At 38.2% G+C, this 19380-nt stretch carries 17 protein-coding genes; 10 read left to right on the top strand and 7 right to left on the bottom strand.

What is annotated here, in order from left to right; genetic code table 11:
• Window positions 1-8 precede the first annotated feature (8 nt).
• The 3 genes from ACWPKD_RS03190 (at window position 9) to ACWPKD_RS03200 (ending at window position 2744) form a co-directional block, all read left to right on the top strand.
• The gene (locus tag ACWPKD_RS03190; protein WP_455411230.1) at window positions 9-455 is read left to right on the top strand and encodes a hypothetical protein; all 447 of its coding nucleotides are present in this window, start codon (window positions 9-11) and stop codon (window positions 453-455) included.
• Between the two features lie 150 nt (window positions 456-605).
• The gene (locus ACWPKD_RS03195; RefSeq protein WP_455411231.1) at window positions 606-2225 is read left to right on the top strand and encodes a M1 family metallopeptidase; all 1620 of its coding nucleotides are present in this window, start codon (window positions 606-608) and stop codon (window positions 2223-2225) included.
• 96 nt (window positions 2226-2321) lie between these two features.
• Window positions 2322-2744: a DoxX family protein gene (locus ACWPKD_RS03200; protein WP_455411400.1), complete on the top strand. Its 423-nt coding sequence runs from the start codon at window positions 2322-2324 to the stop codon at window positions 2742-2744.
• Between the two features lie 92 nt (window positions 2745-2836).
• On the opposite strand, the gene ACWPKD_RS03205 is transcribed toward ACWPKD_RS03200, so the two are convergent.
• Both ACWPKD_RS03205 and ACWPKD_RS03210 read right to left on the bottom strand, forming a co-directional pair.
• Window positions 2837-3874: an AMP-binding protein gene (locus ACWPKD_RS03205; RefSeq protein WP_455411232.1), complete on the bottom strand. Its 1038-nt coding sequence runs from the start codon at window positions 3872-3874 to the stop codon at window positions 2837-2839.
• Window positions 3874-4803 (bottom strand): CPBP family intramembrane glutamic endopeptidase, encoded by a 930-nt coding sequence (locus ACWPKD_RS03210; RefSeq protein ID WP_455411233.1) that lies wholly within the window; start codon window positions 4801-4803, stop codon window positions 3874-3876. The genes ACWPKD_RS03205 and ACWPKD_RS03210 overlap by 1 nt, the downstream gene beginning before the upstream one ends.
• Before the next feature lie 81 nt (window positions 4804-4884).
• On the opposite strand from ACWPKD_RS03210, the gene arsC reads away from it, so the two are divergent.
• Together arsC and ACWPKD_RS03220 are read left to right on the top strand one after the other, a co-directional pair.
• Window positions 4885-5226 carry an arsenate reductase (glutaredoxin) gene (gene arsC / locus ACWPKD_RS03215; RefSeq protein WP_455411234.1) on the top strand — a complete coding sequence of 114 codons (342 nt, stop codon included), beginning with the start codon at window positions 4885-4887 and terminating at the stop codon, window positions 5224-5226.
• Between the two features lie 95 nt (window positions 5227-5321).
• Window positions 5322-7826, top strand: a complete 2505-nt coding sequence (locus tag ACWPKD_RS03220; RefSeq protein ID WP_455411235.1) for a TonB-dependent receptor domain-containing protein — start codon at window positions 5322-5324, stop codon at window positions 7824-7826.
• 56 nt (window positions 7827-7882) lie between these two features.
• Here the strand turns inward: ACWPKD_RS03220 and ACWPKD_RS03225 are convergent, their stop codons facing one another.
• Window positions 7883-8047 carry a hypothetical protein gene (locus ACWPKD_RS03225; RefSeq protein WP_455411236.1) on the bottom strand — a complete coding sequence of 55 codons (165 nt, stop codon included), beginning with the start codon at window positions 8045-8047 and terminating at the stop codon, window positions 7883-7885.
• Between the two features lie 139 nt (window positions 8048-8186).
• Here ACWPKD_RS03225 and fumC point away from each other — a divergent pair, with 139 nt between their 5' ends.
• Window positions 8187-9569, top strand: coding sequence for a class II fumarate hydratase (fumC, locus tag ACWPKD_RS03230; RefSeq protein ID WP_455411237.1), 1383 nt, complete (start codon window positions 8187-8189; stop codon window positions 9567-9569).
• 330 nt (window positions 9570-9899) lie between these two features.
• Here fumC and ACWPKD_RS03235 read toward each other — a convergent pair whose 3' ends face one another.
• Entirely contained in the window at window positions 9900-10595 is a 696-nt protein-coding gene (locus ACWPKD_RS03235; protein WP_455411238.1) for a DUF1003 domain-containing protein, read from the bottom strand.
• A gap of 12 nt (window positions 10596-10607) precedes the next feature.
• Window positions 10608-11690 carry a magnesium/cobalt transporter CorA gene (corA, locus tag ACWPKD_RS03240; RefSeq protein WP_455411401.1) on the bottom strand — a complete coding sequence of 361 codons (1083 nt, stop codon included), beginning with the start codon at window positions 11688-11690 and terminating at the stop codon, window positions 10608-10610.
• Window positions 11691-11760: 70 nt separating this feature from the next.
• Between corA and hutI the strand changes: the two genes are divergently transcribed.
• Window positions 11761-12996, top strand: a complete 1236-nt coding sequence (gene hutI / locus ACWPKD_RS03245) for an imidazolonepropionase (protein ID WP_455411239.1) — start codon at window positions 11761-11763, stop codon at window positions 12994-12996.
• A 74-nt stretch (window positions 12997-13070) separates the two neighbouring features.
• On the opposite strand, the gene ACWPKD_RS03250 is transcribed toward hutI, so the two are convergent.
• On the bottom strand, window positions 13071-13946 hold the full coding sequence (locus tag ACWPKD_RS03250; RefSeq protein ID WP_455411240.1) for a hypothetical protein: 876 nt from the start codon (window positions 13944-13946) through the stop codon (window positions 13071-13073).
• 107 nt (window positions 13947-14053) lie between these two features.
• Between ACWPKD_RS03250 and ACWPKD_RS03255 the strand changes: the two genes are divergently transcribed.
• The 3 genes from ACWPKD_RS03255 (at window position 14054) to ACWPKD_RS03265 (ending at window position 16984) form a co-directional block, all read left to right on the top strand.
• A complete protein-coding gene (locus ACWPKD_RS03255; protein ID WP_455411241.1) occupies window positions 14054-15088 on the top strand; it encodes a formimidoylglutamase in 1035 nt (344 codons plus the stop codon).
• 61 nt (window positions 15089-15149) lie between these two features.
• The gene (locus tag ACWPKD_RS03260) at window positions 15150-16436 is read left to right on the top strand and encodes a DEAD/DEAH box helicase (RefSeq protein ID WP_455411242.1); all 1287 of its coding nucleotides are present in this window, start codon (window positions 15150-15152) and stop codon (window positions 16434-16436) included.
• A gap of 95 nt (window positions 16437-16531) precedes the next feature.
• Complete coding sequence (locus ACWPKD_RS03265) at window positions 16532-16984, top strand: Hsp20/alpha crystallin family protein (RefSeq protein WP_455411243.1); 453 nt, start codon at window positions 16532-16534, stop codon at window positions 16982-16984.
• Between the two features lie 51 nt (window positions 16985-17035).
• On the opposite strand, the gene ACWPKD_RS03270 is transcribed toward ACWPKD_RS03265, so the two are convergent.
• A complete protein-coding gene (locus ACWPKD_RS03270) occupies window positions 17036-19273 on the bottom strand; it encodes a response regulator (protein ID WP_455411244.1) in 2238 nt (745 codons plus the stop codon).
• Between the last annotated feature and the right edge of the window lie 107 nt (window positions 19274-19380).

The following is a 19380-nucleotide window of genomic DNA, read 5'->3' on the forward strand; positions in this document are numbered from 1 at the left end:
ATAAACAGATGAAGAAAAAAGGATTACTTTTTTTAGGAGCCGTGCTTCTGTCTTCTTTTGCTGTAAAAGCACAAGAAGTTGAAATTGTTAAAGACAAAATACTTTTAGACGGAAAGCAATTTCTGAAATATGAAAAAATAAATCTTATCAATCATTCGTTTTTCAATATGAATGATGATGAAATCCTGAATTACAGAACTTTCGACAACGAAACACCTCAATTTTTGGATGATGATTATTATGCGTTAAATTTCATTAATGAAAAGATAAAAGTTGAATCTACAGATTTCAGCAGAATCATAGCATTTATGAATTCACGTAAAAATTGTGAAAAACTAATCAAATGGTTGGTAAAGGATAAAGTTATAAATGCTGACGGAACAATCAATCCAGAGAAACTGGAGGCTTTTGTTCAAAAATATGATGAAAATGTAACGGAAAGAACCGTACGATAAAATCCGATTTGTTTCGTCAACTGATTATGAAACAAGCTGTTTGAAACTGATAATCGATATACAGTTAAAACACTATACAATTTTCAGTAACAAAAAATTAAAATCTGCTACTAACTGTTTGTAGCAGATTTTTTTTTTATTCAGCCAATTATGAAAACCATACTGTATTCTACTTTATTGCTTTTAGGTGTCCAATCGGTTTCAGCACAACAATTTACCCGTAAAGATTCGTTACAGGGAGGATTGCGTCCGGAACGTGTCAGTTTTGATGTTCAGCGTTACGATTTGAATATCAAGATCAACCCTGAAGAAAAAACCATTACAGGTTATAACGACATTGCTTTCAAAGTGGTTCATCCTACAAAGAAAATCCAGATCGACCTGTTTGATAACATGAAGATCGACAGTATTGTTTACAATAAAAAACAGCTGCAATACAAAAGAGACCATCATGCCGTTTTCATCGATTTCCCAACTGAGATGCAGGCCGGAAACGATGCTAAAATCCGTTTTTATTATTCCGGTAAACCGATCATAGCAAGAAGAGCACCCTGGGATGGTGGTTTTGTATTCACAACCGACACTCAAAACAAACCCTGGATTGGTGTAGCCGTACAGGGAACCGGCGCAAGTTTATGGTATCCCGTAAAAGATACACAAAGCGATGAACCGGATTTTGGAGCTTCTGTTAAAGTAGCCGTTCCAAATGGTTTGATGAATGTTTCCAACGGACGATTCCTGGGCAGTGAAGATTTAAAAAACGGTTATACCCGTTGGGATTGGGAAGTAAAAAGTCCTATCAACACTTATGATGTAACGGTAAATATTGCAGATTACGTTCATATCCATGACAACCACAAAGGCCTGGATTTGGATTATTATGTTTTAAGAGAAAACGAAGCTAAGGCCCGTAAACATTTCGAAGAAGTAAAACCGATGATGGATTGTTTCCAGTCGAAGTTCGGAACCTATCCTTTTAAAGAAGACGGATACAAATTGGTTGAAACCCCTTATTTAGGTATGGAGCACCAAAGTGCTGTGGCTTATGGAAATAAATATCTGAAAGGTTATTTGGGAATGGACAGAAGTTATACCGGAATCGGAATGACATTCGATTACATCACCATCCATGAAACAGGCCACGAATGGTTCGGTAACAGCGTAACTTCAAAAGATATTGCCGATATGTGGATCCATGAAGGCTTTACCACTTATTCCGAATCAGTATTTGTGGAATGTACTTTAGGGTATGATAAAGCGATTCAATACATCAACGGACAGAAAATGAATGTCGGTAATAATGAACCGATAATTGGACACTACGGTGTAAACCAAGAAGGTTCCGGTGATATGTATGACAAAGGTGCCCTAATGCTGAACACGATCCGTCATATTATCAACGATGATGCAAAATGGTGGAAACTTATTTTGAAGTACTCTGAAACCTATCGCCATAAAATTATCGAAACACAAAACGTTGTAGACTTTTTCAATAAAGAAAGTGGTATCAACCTGACACCGGTATTTGACCAATATCTGCGTTATAAAAACATTCCGGTGTTAGAAATCCGTCAACACAAAAAAAATGTGGAAATACGCTGGAAAACAGACGTTAAAAACTTTTCAATGCCAGTAGAATATACAATCAACGGTAATTCGTATAGAAGCAATGCTTCAAATAACTGGCAAAAGCTACCACAGAAATCTACCGTGGATAAAATGGAATTTAACACGAAAAAAATGTACTTTAAGACTTCAAAAGCACAGTAAATTTCACTTTGTCGAGATTACGAATCGATTCAACGAAAAAATTACCATAAATAATTCGTTATGAGTAATTTAGTTTCAAATCAAATCGACAAGGCTATGGATACTGTAAAAAATTTAAACAAATGGGCCAACGCACATACCAGTTATCCTCTGGATTTGTTGCGTATTGCGCTTGGAATATTTCTTATCATTAAAGGAATATCTTTTATCACCAACAGACAGTATCTGCAAGAGATCATGAGTCAGGCTGGAAATTTTGGCGGCGAACTCTTGCTAATACATTATATTGGAGCTGCACACATGATGGGAGGTTTAATGATTGCTTTCGGTTTATTGACAAGATGGTCGATAGCAGCACAATTACCAATCCTGATAGGAGCTGTTGCAGTGAATTTCATTGGTGCTTTCCATACGCAGAATTTTATTCTGGCATCAATAACTTTAATCGTTTGTGTTTTCTTCCTGTTTTACGGAAGCGGTAAACATTCAGCCGATTATTACTTTAAAATGCAACAATAGACAACAACTTTTTTTAGATTATACTCTACCACAAAGCAGGCTAACCTTCGTCATTGGGGCGATGTGAACAAAAAAGCAGCTTTGTGGTTCTTTTATTTTAAAGAGGCTTCTCTTTTGATTTTTCCGGTTGCTGTTTCTTCAAATTTAGGCACAAAAAGAATTTCTTTCGGTTTTTCGTATTTTCCCAACGCATCAAAAATAATTCTTTCTATTTCAAATGGATTCCCTTCAATTACCAAAACTATTTTTTCTCCGAGCACTTCATCCGGCTTGCCTATAACAAAAAACCGATTGGCTATTTTACCGGCTAGCTTCTCCTCTATCTGTTCCGGAAATAACTTTATGCCTCCGCTGTTGATTACATTATCAAAACGTCCCTTCCAGATAAATTCGTTTTCACTGATGAGTTCGACAATATCGTTTGTAATCAGTTTTTCTCCTGAAATTAAAGGTGCTTCAATTACCAGACAATTTCTTTCATCAACAGAAAAAGTAACATTTGGCAAAGCTTTAAAAGCCATATCCTGAATTCTTTTGGCCGCGATATGCGTAATGGTTTCCGTCATACCGTAAGTCTCAAAAAATTCAGAAGGCAGTTTTTTTAACTTTTCCACCAATACTGGATTTACTTTGGCACCGCCAATAATCAGTTTTTTAACCCGATGCAGTTCCTCCAGTGAATTTTCGACCTGCATTGGTACCATGGCCGCAAAATCATACGTTTTAGTACTTCCGTCAAGCGGATTGGAGACCGGTTTAACCACATCAAGTTGCCAACCGGATAGTAATGCCCGTACCAACATCATTTTTCCTGCAACATATTGTGTCGACATGCAATGCAAAGCTGAACAACCCGTTCTCAGATCAAAAAATTTTGTGGTTGCCAATGCGGAATTGACCATGGCCTCTTTTTTCAGGCGAATCAGTTTGGGGATTCCTGTTGTTCCGGAAGTTGTTAATTCGATAAAGTCCTTATCGTCAAACCATTCCGTCAGAAATCGTGCAAAAATGACTTTGTGTTCTTCTTCAGACTGTGCCCACACTTTAGCCAGTTCCAACAATGCATCTTTGTCATGAGGAATGCCGTTCAATGTAAAAGCCTGATGGACAAATTCGTAGGATTTCATCATTATTGGCCTGGTTCATTAACGGTATCGGCTTCGGCTAATCTTCCGAAAAGCTTTTCTTTCCAGCCGGACCATTTATATTTTTTAGCGAAAATGAAGATCAATATCGGAAAGATTATAAAAATTGGCACCATCACATCAAAACCGGCATTAGGCTCTGAAATATCTTTTAAAACCGAATTCGTCTGAAAAGCAGTCCAATCCGCCGTTACCAGCAAAGCGCCTACAAGGTTATTGGCCGCATGAAAACCAAGGGCTAATTCCAAACCTTCATCCATCAACGTAATCAGTCCAAGGAAAAAACCGGTTCCTATGTAATAAACCATAATCACCATGCCCATTTTTCCAACTTCCGGATTTGCAATGTGCATCAGTCCGAAAAGAACAGAAGTTACCATAAAAGGGATCAGTCGGCTATTGGTAAAAATCCCGAAGCCCTGCATCAGATAGCCTCTAAACAGGTATTCCTCAAAACTGGTTTGCATCGGTATTAAGATCAAAGCCAGAATCAGGAACGGGAAAAATGCTGCCGGATCAAAATTGACTACAAAGTTCTCAGGTGCCGAAAAATAAGCGGCTATCGTCATAAGTGCCGTGATGCTTCCCCAAAGTAAAAAAGCAAATAAAATACGGCTCCAATCGACCTTTTTCCTTGCGGTTGTTAAACTCCTTATACTTTGATTGTGAAGGAATTTAACCCAAAACAATAATCCTAAAAGCATTAACGACAAAGGCAAAACCATCATTACAAACGTAACATTGGCTCCGAATTGGCTAACCATTTGTGCAATCATATCGTCGGTATTTACATCCGAAGTCATAATGAAATTAAACAACATCATTCCTGAAAACCCAAGAAAAACAATCAGATAAAGTATCAGTTGAAAGGTATAATCAAACTTTTTGGCTTTGAGTTGCTCTATATACTGCATGGTTTAACGTATTAGAAAATTGTAACTTCGAAAATACTTCATTTTTGATTGGATAAAGCTACTTTTGCAAAAAAATATTAAATGATTACCATTTACCACAACCCAAAATGCAGCAAATCAAGAGAAGGTGTTTGCTTTCTGGAAGAAAAAGGAATTGAATTTGAAACCTTCAAATATCTTGATGAAAAAATCACCAAACGTGAGCTCGTTTCCATCATCAAAAAACTAAAAATAAAACCGATTGAACTGGTAAGAACGAAAGAACAACTCTGGAAAGACAATTATGCAGGCATGGAACTTACTGATGATGAAGTAATTGCCATCATGCTAAAGAACCATGTTTTGATCGAAAGACCAATAATAATAAACGGAAGAAAAGCCGTAATTGGCCGTCCTATTGAAAGAATATTGGAGATTATTTAGAACTGTTACAAGTTACATTTAACAAAGATTTGTGATTTTACGCTTAAACCACGGAGTAATTTTGCTGTCATAAGCAGAAATCAAATAAATCATTCATGAAAAAGCTTCAAAAAATAGCAGTTTTATTCTTATTGCTATCTACTTTTTTCTCCTTTGCGCAACAAAGACCACAAGGAACTAAAGTAAAAATCAGTGGAAAAGTAATCGAAAAGTCGACAAATCAGCCACTTGAATATGCGAATATTTATGCTCAAAACACCCAAAACCCTAAAATTGTTTCGGGCGGAATGTCGGACAGTAAAGGAGAATTCTCATTTGAAGTCCCGGCCGGTGTTTACTACATCAAAATTGAATTCCTTGGTTTCAAAACCGTTGAAATTAAAGACAAAGCCATCAATACTGATACCAATTTAGGAACGATTTCGGTAACCGAAGATTCCAAGCAATTGGATGAAGTTGTTGTTATTGCTGAGCGTTCGACTGTTGATATCAAACTGGACAAAAAAGTTTACAATGTTGGACAGGACATGATGGTTAAAGGCGGAACCGCGAGCGATGTTTTGGATAATGTCCCATCGGTTTCTGTTGATACGGACGGAAATGTGAGCTTAAGAGGAAATGAAAACGTTCGTGTTTTAATCGACGGAAAACCATCCGGTATGGCAGGAAACATTGCAGATGCTTTACGTATGTTACCGGCAGATGCGGTGGAAAAAGTTGAAGTAATCACTAACCCTTCTTCACGTTACGAAGCTGAAGGTGGCGGTGGTATCGTGAACATTATCCTGAGAAAGGGAAAAGCTCAGGGAATCAACGGAAGCATTACGGGAACCATTGGAGATCCTAAAAATTATGGTCTTAACGGGAACATCAATTTAAGAAGTGAAAATTTCAATTTATTTACCACTTCAGGGTATACCAACAGTAAAAGTCCTGGAAATTCAATGACTGATACGGAATATTTGGACAGAGACACCGGAGCTACAACCGGTTACATCAACGAAAGAAGAAACAACGAACGCGCCCGTGAAGGTTTCAATACCAATTTCGGTTTGGAATGGTTTTTAGATAAATCGACCACTTGGACCAATGCGCTTTCCATAAGAAAAAACAAAGGAAGCAATCCTGATAATGTTTTCTTCTACAATTTTGATGAAAACTACGCGCCTACATACGTACGCAACCGTTTTAATGATCAGACCAATGACAATCTTGATTTTGAATACACAACCAATCTTATCAAGAATTTCAAAAAAGACGGGCACAAATTAACCGTTGATGCAGCTTTTTCAATGAACAGGGACAATGACAATTCCATCATTTCCGATTATATTATTGGGGATGAAGCCGATGTGACCATTGAAAGAACCCTGAACAAAAACAAACAAAGAAGAAATCTTATCCAGGCGGATTACGTGTTACCAATCAAAGAAAACACACAATTTGAAGCCGGTTACAAAGGAACATTTACCAATCTTTATACCCCGTTCCAGATTGATGCTTTGGATGACAGCGGAAATTGGGTAAACAATGCCACTTACACCAACACGTTGGAATATATTGAAAAAGTAAACGCCTTATATACACAGTTTGGTTCTAAAATCAATAAGTTCTCGTATTTGCTAGGGCTACGATTTGAAGATACTAAAATCAATGTTAATCAGCGAACTACTGAAGATTACAATACAAAAACGTACAACAACTTTTTCCCAAGCGTTTTCCTGACTTATGAGATTTCTGATAAATCAAACGCAAGCATCAGCTACAGTAAAAGGATCAACCGTCCTAGAGGCCGTTTCCTGAACCCATTCTCCAATTACTCGAGTAATATTAACTTGTTTCAGGGTAATCCCGACATCAATCCTGCCAAAACAGATGCTTTTGATTTAGGTTACATGAGAAAATGGCAAAAGCTGACTTTCAATACTTCTGCGTATTTCAACAGAACAACCGATGCTTATCAGTTCATCCGTAAAGAATCCGGGGAATTTGTAACTACAATTGTTGATGGTGAGGAAATTGAAGTACCTGTAATTGTCAGTACCCCAATCAACTTGGCTACTGAATACCGTTTCGGATTTGAATTCACTTTAAACTACAATCCGTTCAAATGGTGGCGCTTAAACGGTAACTTTAACTTCTTCCGTAATGAAACACAGGGAGATTACAGCTATATCAATTTCGAGGGTAACGAAGTAAACCAGAATTTCGACAATATCGCGCTTTCCTGGTTCTCCCGTATTAGCTCAAAAATCTCTTTACCTTACGGTATTGACTGGCAAACCAACGGAACTTACAACGCTCCGCAAAAAAATGCCCAAGGAACCAGCAAAGGTGTTTTATCGGCTAACTTAGCGTTGAGCAAGGATTTCCTGAAAGAGAAAGCAACATTGGCGCTTAACGTAAGTGACGTTTTCAATTCCCGCAAAAGAATTACAGAAACGAATTTAGAAAACGTATTGAACTCTTACAGCGAAATGCAGTGGAGAGAAAGACAAATCAACCTTTCTTTCACGTATAGATTCAACAAGAAGAAAAACGAAAAAGAAAAACAGCCGAAACGTGATGAAAACGGAGGCGATGAGTACTTTGGAGGTTAAGCATTAAACATAAAAAAAGTCCCGAATTCGGGACTTTTTTATTTTTATGAATAAAATTATTTATTCATTGCTTTTGCTGCTCTCTTCTCTTTGAACATTTCCCAAAGAGCTCCACCAACCCAGTACATTACGAAGTTGATAAGGAAGATCATCAACCAGAAACCGGTTAAGAAGATTCCTAAGAAAAGTAAAAAGCCTAAATACTGTTGAAATTCAAACATGTTTTCCGGAATTTTATGAATTCAGGCCAAATATACGCGTAAAAATCTGCTTCGACAATACTTCTCTTAAATTTATTTTAACAGACTTTCATAACCGTTTGATATTGATTAATTTTAATGTTCCTAATCCAACATAAAAATGGAATTCAGAATCGAAAAAGACACCATGGGCGAGGTTAAAGTCCCAGCCGACAACTATTGGGGCGCTCAAACCGAACGCTCCCGTAATAATTTCAAAATTGGCGAAAAAGCTTCCATGCCGAAAGAAATAATCGAAGCTTTCGCCTATTTAAAAAAGGCCGCAGCATTTGCTAACAACGATTTAAATGTTTTACCATCTGAGAAACGAAATGCAATTGCTGCGGTTTGTGATGAAATCCTCGCCGGAAAACTAAGCGACGAATTCCCTTTGGTAATCTGGCAAACCGGATCCGGCACTCAAAGCAACATGAATGTAAACGAAGTGATTGCTAACCGTGCACAGGTTTTAGAAGGTAAAAAAATTGGGGAAGAATCCTTCATCAAGGCTAATGACGATGTGAACAAATCCCAGTCTTCCAACGACACCTTCCCTACTGCGATGCACATTGCAGCTTACAAAATGGTAATCGAAACCACTATACCGGGAATTGAACAACTTCGGGATACCTTACATCAAAAAGCAGAAGCCTTTAAAGATGTGGTCAAAATAGGCAGAACCCATTTAATGGACGCCACTCCTCTTACACTCGGTCAGGAAATTTCAGGTTATGTGGCACAACTGAATCACGGGTTGAAAGCGATCAAAAACACCTTGCCTCATTTATCGGAGCTGGCGCTTGGCGGAACTGCAGTTGGAACCGGCTTAAACGCACCAAAAGGTTACGATGTAAAAGTAGCGGAATATATTGCCCAATTCACTAATCTGCCTTTTAAAACAGCTGACAACAAGTTTGAAGCTTTAGCGGCACATGATGCCATGGTGGAAACACACGGAGCTTTAAAACAACTGGCGGTTTCCTTAAACAAAATTGCCAACGACATCCGTATGATGGCCTCAGGACCACGAAGCGGAATCGGGGAAATCCTAATTCCCGAAAACGAACCCGGCTCTTCCATTATGCCCGGAAAAGTGAATCCAACACAATGCGAAGCATTAACGATGGTTTGTGCTCAGGTGATGGGGAATGACGTTGCAATAACAGTTGGCGCTACCCAAGGGCATTATGAACTGAATGTATTCAAACCGATGATTGCTGCCAACTTTTTACAATCAGCAAGATTATTGGGAGACGCCTGTGTATCCTTTGACGAACATTGCGCACAGGGAATCGAACCTAATTACAGACGCATCAAAGAATTGGTGGACAACTCCTTAATGCTGGTAACGGCTTTAAATACGAAAATCGGATACTACAAAGCAGCTGAAATTGCACAAACGGCTCATAAAAACGGTACAACATTAAAAGAAGAAGCAATTCGTTTAGGATATGTTTCCGCAGAAGATTTCGATGCCTGGGTGAAACCGGAGGACATGGTGTAATATCACACCGGTATTGAACTTGGTTATTGTTATGGGCAGGCTGAATTCGCTTAAATATTATTGACTTAAATAAAGCTGTCCATTTCGGCGTATATGAAATATAGACCGCATAGCATTACGAAAAGCGCCAGAATAAGCATTGCTATGCATATAGTTACTCTCATTTTATCACTTTTATATTCTTGAGCTTTTTTTACATACTTTATCATTTTTCTAAAGCCGAAATAAATCGCAAAAAAAGCAAACGCAATAAGTAAAACATGTGTTAGGATGAGCTTCATAAATTAAACAATTGAAATTTCCGCAGTATGTTCTGTAGTTAACTTATTACTATTTCTTCTCAATTTTACTGATGATATCTTTCATCATGTCAATCTGGACCTTCTGAAGCTCGATCAGGGATTGTTCCTGGTGCATGATCAAATGGTCTAATTTTTCATGCAGCATTCTGATTTCAAGTTCCGATTTCAGATTGATCATGTAATCGTTTTTGGAACGTTTGCGGTCTTTTTCTTCCTGCCGGTTTTGGCTCATCATGATTACCGGAGCCTGAAGCGCAGCAATACAGGAAAGAATCAGGTTCAGCAATATGAACGGATACGGATCAAATCCTTTGTTGAGCAGTATGAAAACATTAGCCAAAATCCACAAAACCAGAAAAAGCATGAACGAAATGATGAACGTCCAGCTACCGCCAAACTCGGCTACTTTATCGGCTACTTTTTGCCCAAAAGAGTATTGTGTATCGTCTTCCTCCAGTTTGGGTAACAGGGATTGTTTTTCCTTAAGTGAACTGATTACCGTTTTTTCCAATTCGCTGAGCTCATCAACTTCTTTGAGTAAAAAACTGGAAATATATTTCTCCCTGAAAAAATTTAATTCACTGATGGACAGCACACTTTCCAGATCAAAATTCGGATATTCATCCTTTATGCAGTCAAAGATCGATCTGCGGATCATTTTGGCATGAACACAATCTGCCATTGGAAATTCCTCACCTGAAATGGAACTGATGAACGTTTTCATATCAATAGGGTTTTAAAACCATTTTTTCTTTTTAAAATACACGATCATTCCGACAACCAGCAGGAACATCAGTCCCATGATACCAAAATAACCGTTTGGCCAACGAAGCTCGGGCATATAGTCGAAATTCATACCGTACACCCCAACTATAAAGGTTAACGGAATAAACACTACCGAAACCACCGTAAGGGTCTTCATGATTTCATTCATCCGCTGGCTTTGTGCCGAAAAATGAAAATGGGAAGCACTGTCAAGGGAATTCAGATCATAATCAATCTGCTCCAAAAGCTCCAGACATTTCTGGTGCAATCGGACAAAAAAAGTATAATTAACCGATTCGATTCCGTCGTATTCCTCATCATCCTGAAAACTTTTTAAACTAAACAATGCGTCTCGTAATGGAATAATGGCACGCTTTAAATAATTAAGGTTTTCCCGGTTGTTTTCGATACGAACGAGCACATCCTGACGATGGTTGGTTTTGGCCTCTACCATTAAGGCTTCGATGCGGTCTTCATAACTTTCAATGGTGATGTAGAAATTTTCCATGATGGCATCCAGCAACAGGTAAAGTAAATAATCGTTTTTCTTTTTACAGACAATTCCTCCGTTGCTTCTGATTCGTTCGCGGATATGGGTAAAAAAGTCACTCTTCTTCTCCTGAAAAGAAACCAAAAGGTTATCCTTTAAAATAAAACTGATCTGTTCGATACGGATGCTGCTTAAATCTTCATCCGGTAAAATTGATTTGATATTAAAGAAAAGCATATTATGCAACTCTTCCATTTTTGTACGTCTGGTTGTATTCAGTATATCACCAATGATATATGGTTCAAGGTTAAGCAGGTCACCAATGTTTTTTATTAGTTCTACATCATGTAATCCATGAACGTTCAGCCACTTAATATCATTTACCTGATTCTTATCATTAAGTTCTCCTTCTACTTTATTCAGATGGACATTCTTGTATTCTTCGTAGCGGTTTTCATTATAAACGAATAACTGCATTTCCACAGATTCCGTTTTATGAATACCTGTATATTCGTAAAAATTGGGCTGTACTTTTCGACCTTTCTTGTATTTAATCTTTCTCAAAACCGAATAATTTGTCATAAAGATAGGAGTTTTTGAATTTCCATTTTACTTTTACGGAAAATTTCAAGTAATGAAAATCCTTATTAAAAACATAAAAGAACTTTTACAGGTTCGCGAAGGAAATACCGCTAAAGTTTCAGGTTCGGAAATGGCTGTATTACCTAAAATTGACAATGCTTATTTAGTAATTGAAAATGAATGGATTGCAGATTTCGGAACAATGGACAACTGCCCTGCCGGAACTTATGATCAAATAATCGATGCTACCGGAAAAACGGTTTTGCCTACATGGGTAGACAGCCACACGCATATTGTGTATGCCGGCAACCGCGAGCAGGAGTTTGTGGACCGCATCAACGGGTTGAGCTACGAAGAAATTGCCAATCGTGGCGGAGGGATCCTGAATTCGGCTAAAAAGCTTAATGAAACCTCTGAGGAGGAAATCTACAACCAATCCAAAGCAAGGCTGGAAGAAGTAATGCAACAGGGAACCGGCGCTGTGGAAATCAAGTCAGGCTATGGTTTAACTGTAGAAGGCGAACTTAAAATGCTTCGTGTAATCAAGAAATTAGCGGAAAACTATCCGATTAAAATTAAAGCCACTTTTTTGGGTGCGCATGCTTTTCCAAAGGAATATAAAGAGGACCATGCTGCTTATATTGATTTGATCATCAACGAAATGCTTCCTAAAATAGCGGCGGAAAACTTAGCCGAATATATCGATGCCTTTCTGGAAACCGGTTATTTCTCTGTGAAAGAAACTGAAAAGATTATGGAAGCCGGAAAACAATACGGCTTAACCCCAAAAATTCATGTGAACCAGTTTACAGCTATTAACGGAATTGAGGCTTGCGTTAAACACGGAGCGCTTTCGGTCGATCATTTGGAAATTGTAACCGATGAAGATATTGAAGTACTGAAAGGCAGTATAACCATGCCGGTAGCGTTACCTAGTTGTTCGTATTTCATCAGTATTCCTTATACGCCGGCCCGTAAAATGATGGCAGCGGGATTGCCATTAGCTTTGGCTACCGATTTTAACCCAGGGACAACACCGTCAGGAAATATGAACTTTGTAGTGGCAACGGCCTGCATCAAAATGAAAATGACTCCGGAAGAAGCCATAAACGCTGCTACTATTAATGGTGCCTACGCTATGGGGCTTTCCGAAACACACGGAAGTATTACCAAAGGTAAATCGGCTAGTGTTATCATTACCAAGCCGCTTACCTCCTATTATCAGTTGCCTTACGCTTTTGGAAGCAATCTGATTGATCAGGTAATTATTGGCGGAAAGCTGATATAATTTTAAAAAAATTAAAGCGAAATAAAAAAGGCTGTCGATATGACAGCCTTTTATTTTTTATCTTAAGAAAATAATTATCTTAAAGTGAATGACGTTTTAGAAACCAATTCGCCTTTATCGAAGATGTTTACGAAGTAAGAACCTCCTGCAATATCTTTTACCGGTAAATCCTGCTCAACTTTTACAGTTTTATTTTCGTATTTAACGGTTTTTGTAAAGCTGTATGTTAATGATTTGTCACCGAAGATTTCAGTTTTCTTATCACCTAAAACATTGTTTTTAGCATCAATAACCTGAACATAATACGTTTTGTCTCCTGATTTTGCAATTTGGTTTTCAGCGATCATGAAACTGATTTTCAATACATCTGCACGGCTGGCTTTGTCTGTATCGATCTGTTTCCCTGAGCTTCTTTGTTTAACAGCAGTTGTCTGTAAATTCAATACGGAAAGTTTTGAACCTTTTTCTACTGTTTTTGATAAATTATCATTGCTTGCGATTAATGTATCTCTTACTTTTCTGGTATCTTCCAAAACTACTTGAGTACTGTCACGCTGTGAAGTAAGCACTACATTTTGTTTTTTCAAAACGTCGTTCTCCTTCATTAAGTTGTCCATTTCACGTTTTAAACGTAAATAATCATTCTTGAATTTAGCCATTGCAGCTACATCCCCTTTTGATTTGTCCAACTCTGCTTTTAACTGAACAAGCTTTTCTCTTTCGGCAGAAAGCTCGTCTGAAAGTGAAGTGTTTTCAGCAATAGCTTCATCATATTTGGCAATTGAGGCTTGTAATTCTTCACTTAGTTTTTCTTTGTCAGACATTAATTTATTCTCAGAAGTCTGATTATCAGCACTCATTTTGTACATATAACCTAAACTTCCTAATAATAATAATGCTAATACAATAATGATAGCTTTTAGAGTTGAATTACTTTTTTGATTTTCCATAGGTAATTAGTTTTTTTTCAAATTTAATTTTTTTTTCATTTAAACCTAATTACTAAACGAAAGTTTTAGGGAAAATAGTATTTTTGAGTACTCGAATTTCATTTTATATGGACAAACTTATTCGTTTTTCGTTAAGCGATTTAACTAAAATAACTAACCATCGCAGTACTGAGATTAAATTTGGAGAGCGTATTCAAACCGTTCCCAAAGAGATGGACACCCTTGAATTTTTAGAAGCCAGTGATGCCGAATTCGTACTCTTCGGTATTCCTGAAGATATTGGTGTAAGAGCTAATTTAGGGCGTCCCGGGGCAGCTTCTGCATGGGAAAGTACCCTTAAGAGCATCGTAAACATACAGAACAACCGTTTTTGTAAAGGAAGCCGACTGATGATTTTAGGCACGGTGAATGTGACGGAAGAAATGGATGCTATCCAAGAACTGAACATCAAGAATAAGGACGACAAAAAAAAGTTCTTTAAACTGGTGGACAAAATTGACAAAGAGGTTTCCCATATCGTATGTCAAATCATTAAAGCCGGTAAAACACCTATTATCATTGGTGGCGGACACAATAATGCTTACGGGAACATCAAAGGGCTAGCACTGGCCAAAGGAAAACCGGTAAATGCCATCAACTTTGATGCACATACTGATTTCAGGGCATTGGAAGGAAGACACAGCGGTAACGGCTTCTCCTATGCTTTTGAAGAAGGCTTCCTTAAGAAATACTTCATCTTTGGGCTTCATGAAAGTTATACTTCGAAGAGTATCCTGGAAAGCATTAAAAAGACGGAAGGGAAAGTGCTTTACAATACTTACGAGCAAATAGCGGTTCGACTTGAAAAAGACTTCAAAACAGAAATGGAGGCTGCTCAAAAGCATATTACTGAAGATCCGTTTGGTATTGAAATCGATTTGGATGCAATACCCAATATCCCGAGCAGTGCCATGACGTTAAGCGGTTTTTCGGTGGAACAACTGCGACAGTTCCTTCATGTTTTCGGGCAAAACCCTAATGCTTCTTACCTGCATATCTGTGAAGGAGCGCCTGATTTGGCCTATGAAAAAAACAATCACTTAATCGGTAAACTGAATGCCTATCTTATTACCGATTTCATGAAAGCAAAATCCAACAATTAAGAATCTCAATATTTTAGAGTACTTTTGCAAGACGATAGCCAAATCACTATCGTCTTTTTTTATGCAATTTCACGATCTTAATCTACTTAAAAATATACAGGAAGCCATCACGGAAGAAGGCTATACGAACCCCACACCTATTCAGGAACAATCCATACCGATTATTCTGGAAGGAACTGACTTAGTTGGCTGTGCACAAACCGGTACCGGTAAAACTGCAGCCTTTGCGATTCCTATTCTTAATTTGCTGCACCGTATTGTGGGTTCTGCTAAAAAGGCTAAACACATTCGTACGCTGGTGGTTACACCTACCCGTGAATTAGCGATACAGGTTGGTGAGAGTTTTGACACTTACGGAAAGTATACCAATGTAAAAACGCTGGTAATTTTCGGAGGTGTAAACCAAGTGCCGCAGGTTAATGAATTGAAAGAAGGTATTGATGTTTTAGTGGCTACACCCGGACGTTTGCTGGATCTACACAAGCAAGGCTTTATTGATCTGAATCATTTGCATCATTTGGTTTTGGATGAAGCGGATCTGATGCTGGACATGGGTTTCATTAACGATGTGAGAAAGATTATCAAACTGACACCGGATAACCGTCAGACGTTGTTGTTTTCCGCGACGATGCCGTTTGCTATCCGTGAATTGGCGGATACGTTCCTGACCAAACCGGAGTATGTTTCGGTAACCCCTGTGTCGAGTACTGCGGAGAAAGTGAACCAGAAAGTTTATTTTGTAGACAAAGAAGACAAACGAAAACTGCTTTACCATATCATTGAAGAAGATAAACTGGAGAATGTATTGGTCTTTGTCCGTACAAAACACGGCGCTGATAATGTGGTAAAAGCGCTTAAGAAGCAAAATATCCACGCGGAAGCGATTCATGGGGACAAATCCCAATCGGCGAGACAACGTGTCTTAGAGAGCTTTAAAAACAAGGAAACCTCTGTATTAGTGGCTACCGATATTGCTGCCCGTGGTATTGATATTGAAATGCTGCCTTATGTAATCAATTTTGATTTGCCTAATATTCCGGAAACGTATGTACACCGTATTGGCCGTACAGGACGCGCCGGAAACAGCGGATTGGCAATTTCCTTCTGTGGAAAAGACGAGAAAACCTATTGGCAGGATATTGAAAAACTTACCCGTCAGAAGGTAAAAGTGGTGACCGATCACCCATTCCCATGGAAAGAGGAAGTGAAAAACCCTGATGCGAAACCTGATCTTAGAAATAAGAAGAAACCTCATGCTTCCGGTTCTAAGAATAAACCATCCGGTGATGCAGCTAACAAGTCCAGAAAATCAGAAGGTTCCAAGAAGAATAAAAAACGCTGGTATTAAGAATACAACACGCTAAGTATGTGTTAATTATAGTTTATTAAAATTGATTAATGGCTAAATTTGTAGTGCGTTTAATCATAAAAAAGATTATAATTATGGGAACTTTAGCAAACAAAAAGAATCTTTTCCCATCAATGAATTCTTTCTTTGATGATGTTTTTGCAAAAGATTTTTTTGACTGGAACGACAAGAACTATTCCAGTCTCGGTAGTACGTTGCCTTCGGTAAATTTGATGGAAAACGAGACGCAGATTAAAATTGATTTAGCGGCCCCGGGAATGCAGAAAAAAGATTTCAACATTGAACTCAAAAACGACATGCTTACCATTTCTTCTGAGAGAAAATACGAAAACGAAGAAAAGAGCGAAAAAGACAATTATATGCGTAAAGAGTTCAGTTACCAGTCTTTTTGCCGTTCTTTTTATTTACCGGACAATGTAAAAAAAGAAACCATTGATGCTACCTACAAAGATGGCATCCTGCATGTGGAAATCCAGAAACAGACTAACGGTCGTGGTTCGAGATCTAAAAGGATTGAAATACATTAACAACAACAAAAAACGGATTACTTTGAAAGTAATCCGTTTTTTTATTTGTGTTTAGTTTAAGCGCTTCTCGGCTATTTTCTGGATGATCTCGTTTTTGTTGCTCAGGTTTACTATCATCTTGTACAGCTGGTTCGGTTGGAATGGTTTGATGATGATATCGTTGATGTCCGACTCTTTTATCTGATCGGCGATTTCCTGAACGTTGAAGGCCGTTAATGCGATAATCGGAGTGTTGATACCTTTCTCACGGATGAGTTTAGAGGTCTCAAAACCGTTTATCTTAGGCATGTTGATGTCCATAAGAATGATATCGAAGGTTTCCGTTTCGAGCAATTCCAATGCCTGATAGCCGTCGTCTACGATAGTGCTTTCGAAGTGGCGCACATCAAGGAATTTTTTGGTTACAATCTGGTTGATCTTATTGTCTTCCACTACAAGAATCTTGTAAGTATGCTCCAGTGAAAAATCTACATCAAGGTTTTTAAGGACTTCGTTGCGTTTCACTTCATCTGTATCAAAACCGATAATGAAAGACATTTTGGTACCTTTATTCACTTCACTGCAAATTTCAATATCGCTTCCGAAAAGGTGCAATAGTTTTTTCACGATGGATAAACCTAAACCTGTTCCCTGATAGTCGTCTTCACGGCGCTCGATCTGTACGAACTTCTCGAAAATACGCGCCTGGTCTTCTTTCTTAATACCAATACCGTTATCGATCACTTCAAACCTAATGAAACTGAAAGTGGCTTCATTACGCACTACTTTTGCGGTTATCTTCACTTCCCCATCGTTGGTAAATTTCAGGGAGTTGCTGGCCAGGTTCATGAAAATCTGTGACAGTCGTACTTTGTCCCCGATTAAATACTCCGGAATGTTTTCGTCTATATCCAACACCAGCTCGTTGTTGTTCTTAACGGCCATGAACTGTAAACTGTCCATGATGGAGTTTAATTCATCGGCAAGGTTGAAGACTGTATTTTCCAATGTAATCTTGTTCTCCTCTATCTTGTAGACCTGAAGGATATCGTTCACCAAAGACAACAGGTATTTCGCCGAAAACTTAAGTGATTTGATGTAATTGCTTTTAGCTAACTCTTTATGTTCGTCAATCAGGATGTTGGTGATTCCCACTACACCGTACAGCGGAGTACGCAACTCGTGGCTGATGGTGGAAATGAACTGGGATTTTAAACGGGAGGCTTCTTCTGCTTTTTCTTTTGCCGCTAAAAGCTCTTCGTTGGCCTGTTTCAGTTCGCGGTTGTATTTGATACGGCGCTTGTTGTTTTTATAAAGCGCATAAGCATACAACCCAACTACTATGAAAATGATGATGAATAAAACCACTATCGCTTTAGACTGGCGCAGTGATCTTTCAAACTTATTCTTTTCGGATTCTATCTTGTCAATCTGTAGCTGATAATCCTGCAACTCAACACTGCTTCCTGCCAGTTTGGTACTGTTGGAACGGTTTTCGTTGTAGAGTTTATCCTTTAACGTATTGTACTTATCCAGATAGGCGTACGCGTTTTTATAATCCCCGATCTGGGAATAAAATGCAGCAACGTCGTCGTACACTTCTACTGCGTTAGTTTCGAGTAATTCCGGTTTGTCTTCATTGCAAAGCAACAGGGCGGCATCGAAATGGTCTTTGGCTTTATCGTATTGTTTTATGGAAGCATAATAGGAACCATAAAGGGAATTCAGGGATATTTTAGCCTCTAACTCATCGCTTTTACGAACATAGGCTTCTGCTGCTTTCAGGTAAGGCAATCCGGATTTATAATCTTCTATGGCGAAATAGGCTATAGCAATATTTAAATTGGTATACATGATTTCGTATGCATAGTCGATCTTCTTCGAATAAAAAAGGGCTTTCTTATAGCTCTCAATACCTTTGCGGAAATTAACCTTACGGTACGTATACACATTACCAAGATTGTTATAAAGGAAGTCTTTGATTGTATCGTTATCGCTATGAAGTGCATATTCAAGTCCTTTCTTGTAGAAATCTATTGCCTTTTGATAGTCTGAGAATTCTTCGAAGTTGAGCCCGATCAGGTTGTAGGATTTGGCAATCTGGACGTTGTTTTTGTTTTTATGTGCTTCTGTCAGTGCCTGTTGCGCTACTCTGAGCGATTGTGAGCATTCAAGGTTCATTAAATGACTGCCTGCCTTCCTGATTAAATCGGAAATTTCTTTTTCAGACAGGTGTACATCATGGGCGTTTGCCGATTGCATTCCGGTAAGAAAAAACAGTATCAGTATTTTAACAACATCCTTTATCATTAAGTCTTTTTATAACAGCACAATATATAAAAGACATTTCACTTTACAATGTTTTAAAAGTGTGATTATCCGGATTTTTTGTTAAAAAAAAGCGTCCGTAAAAACGG

This window comes from Flavobacterium pedocola (assembly GCF_053764385.1).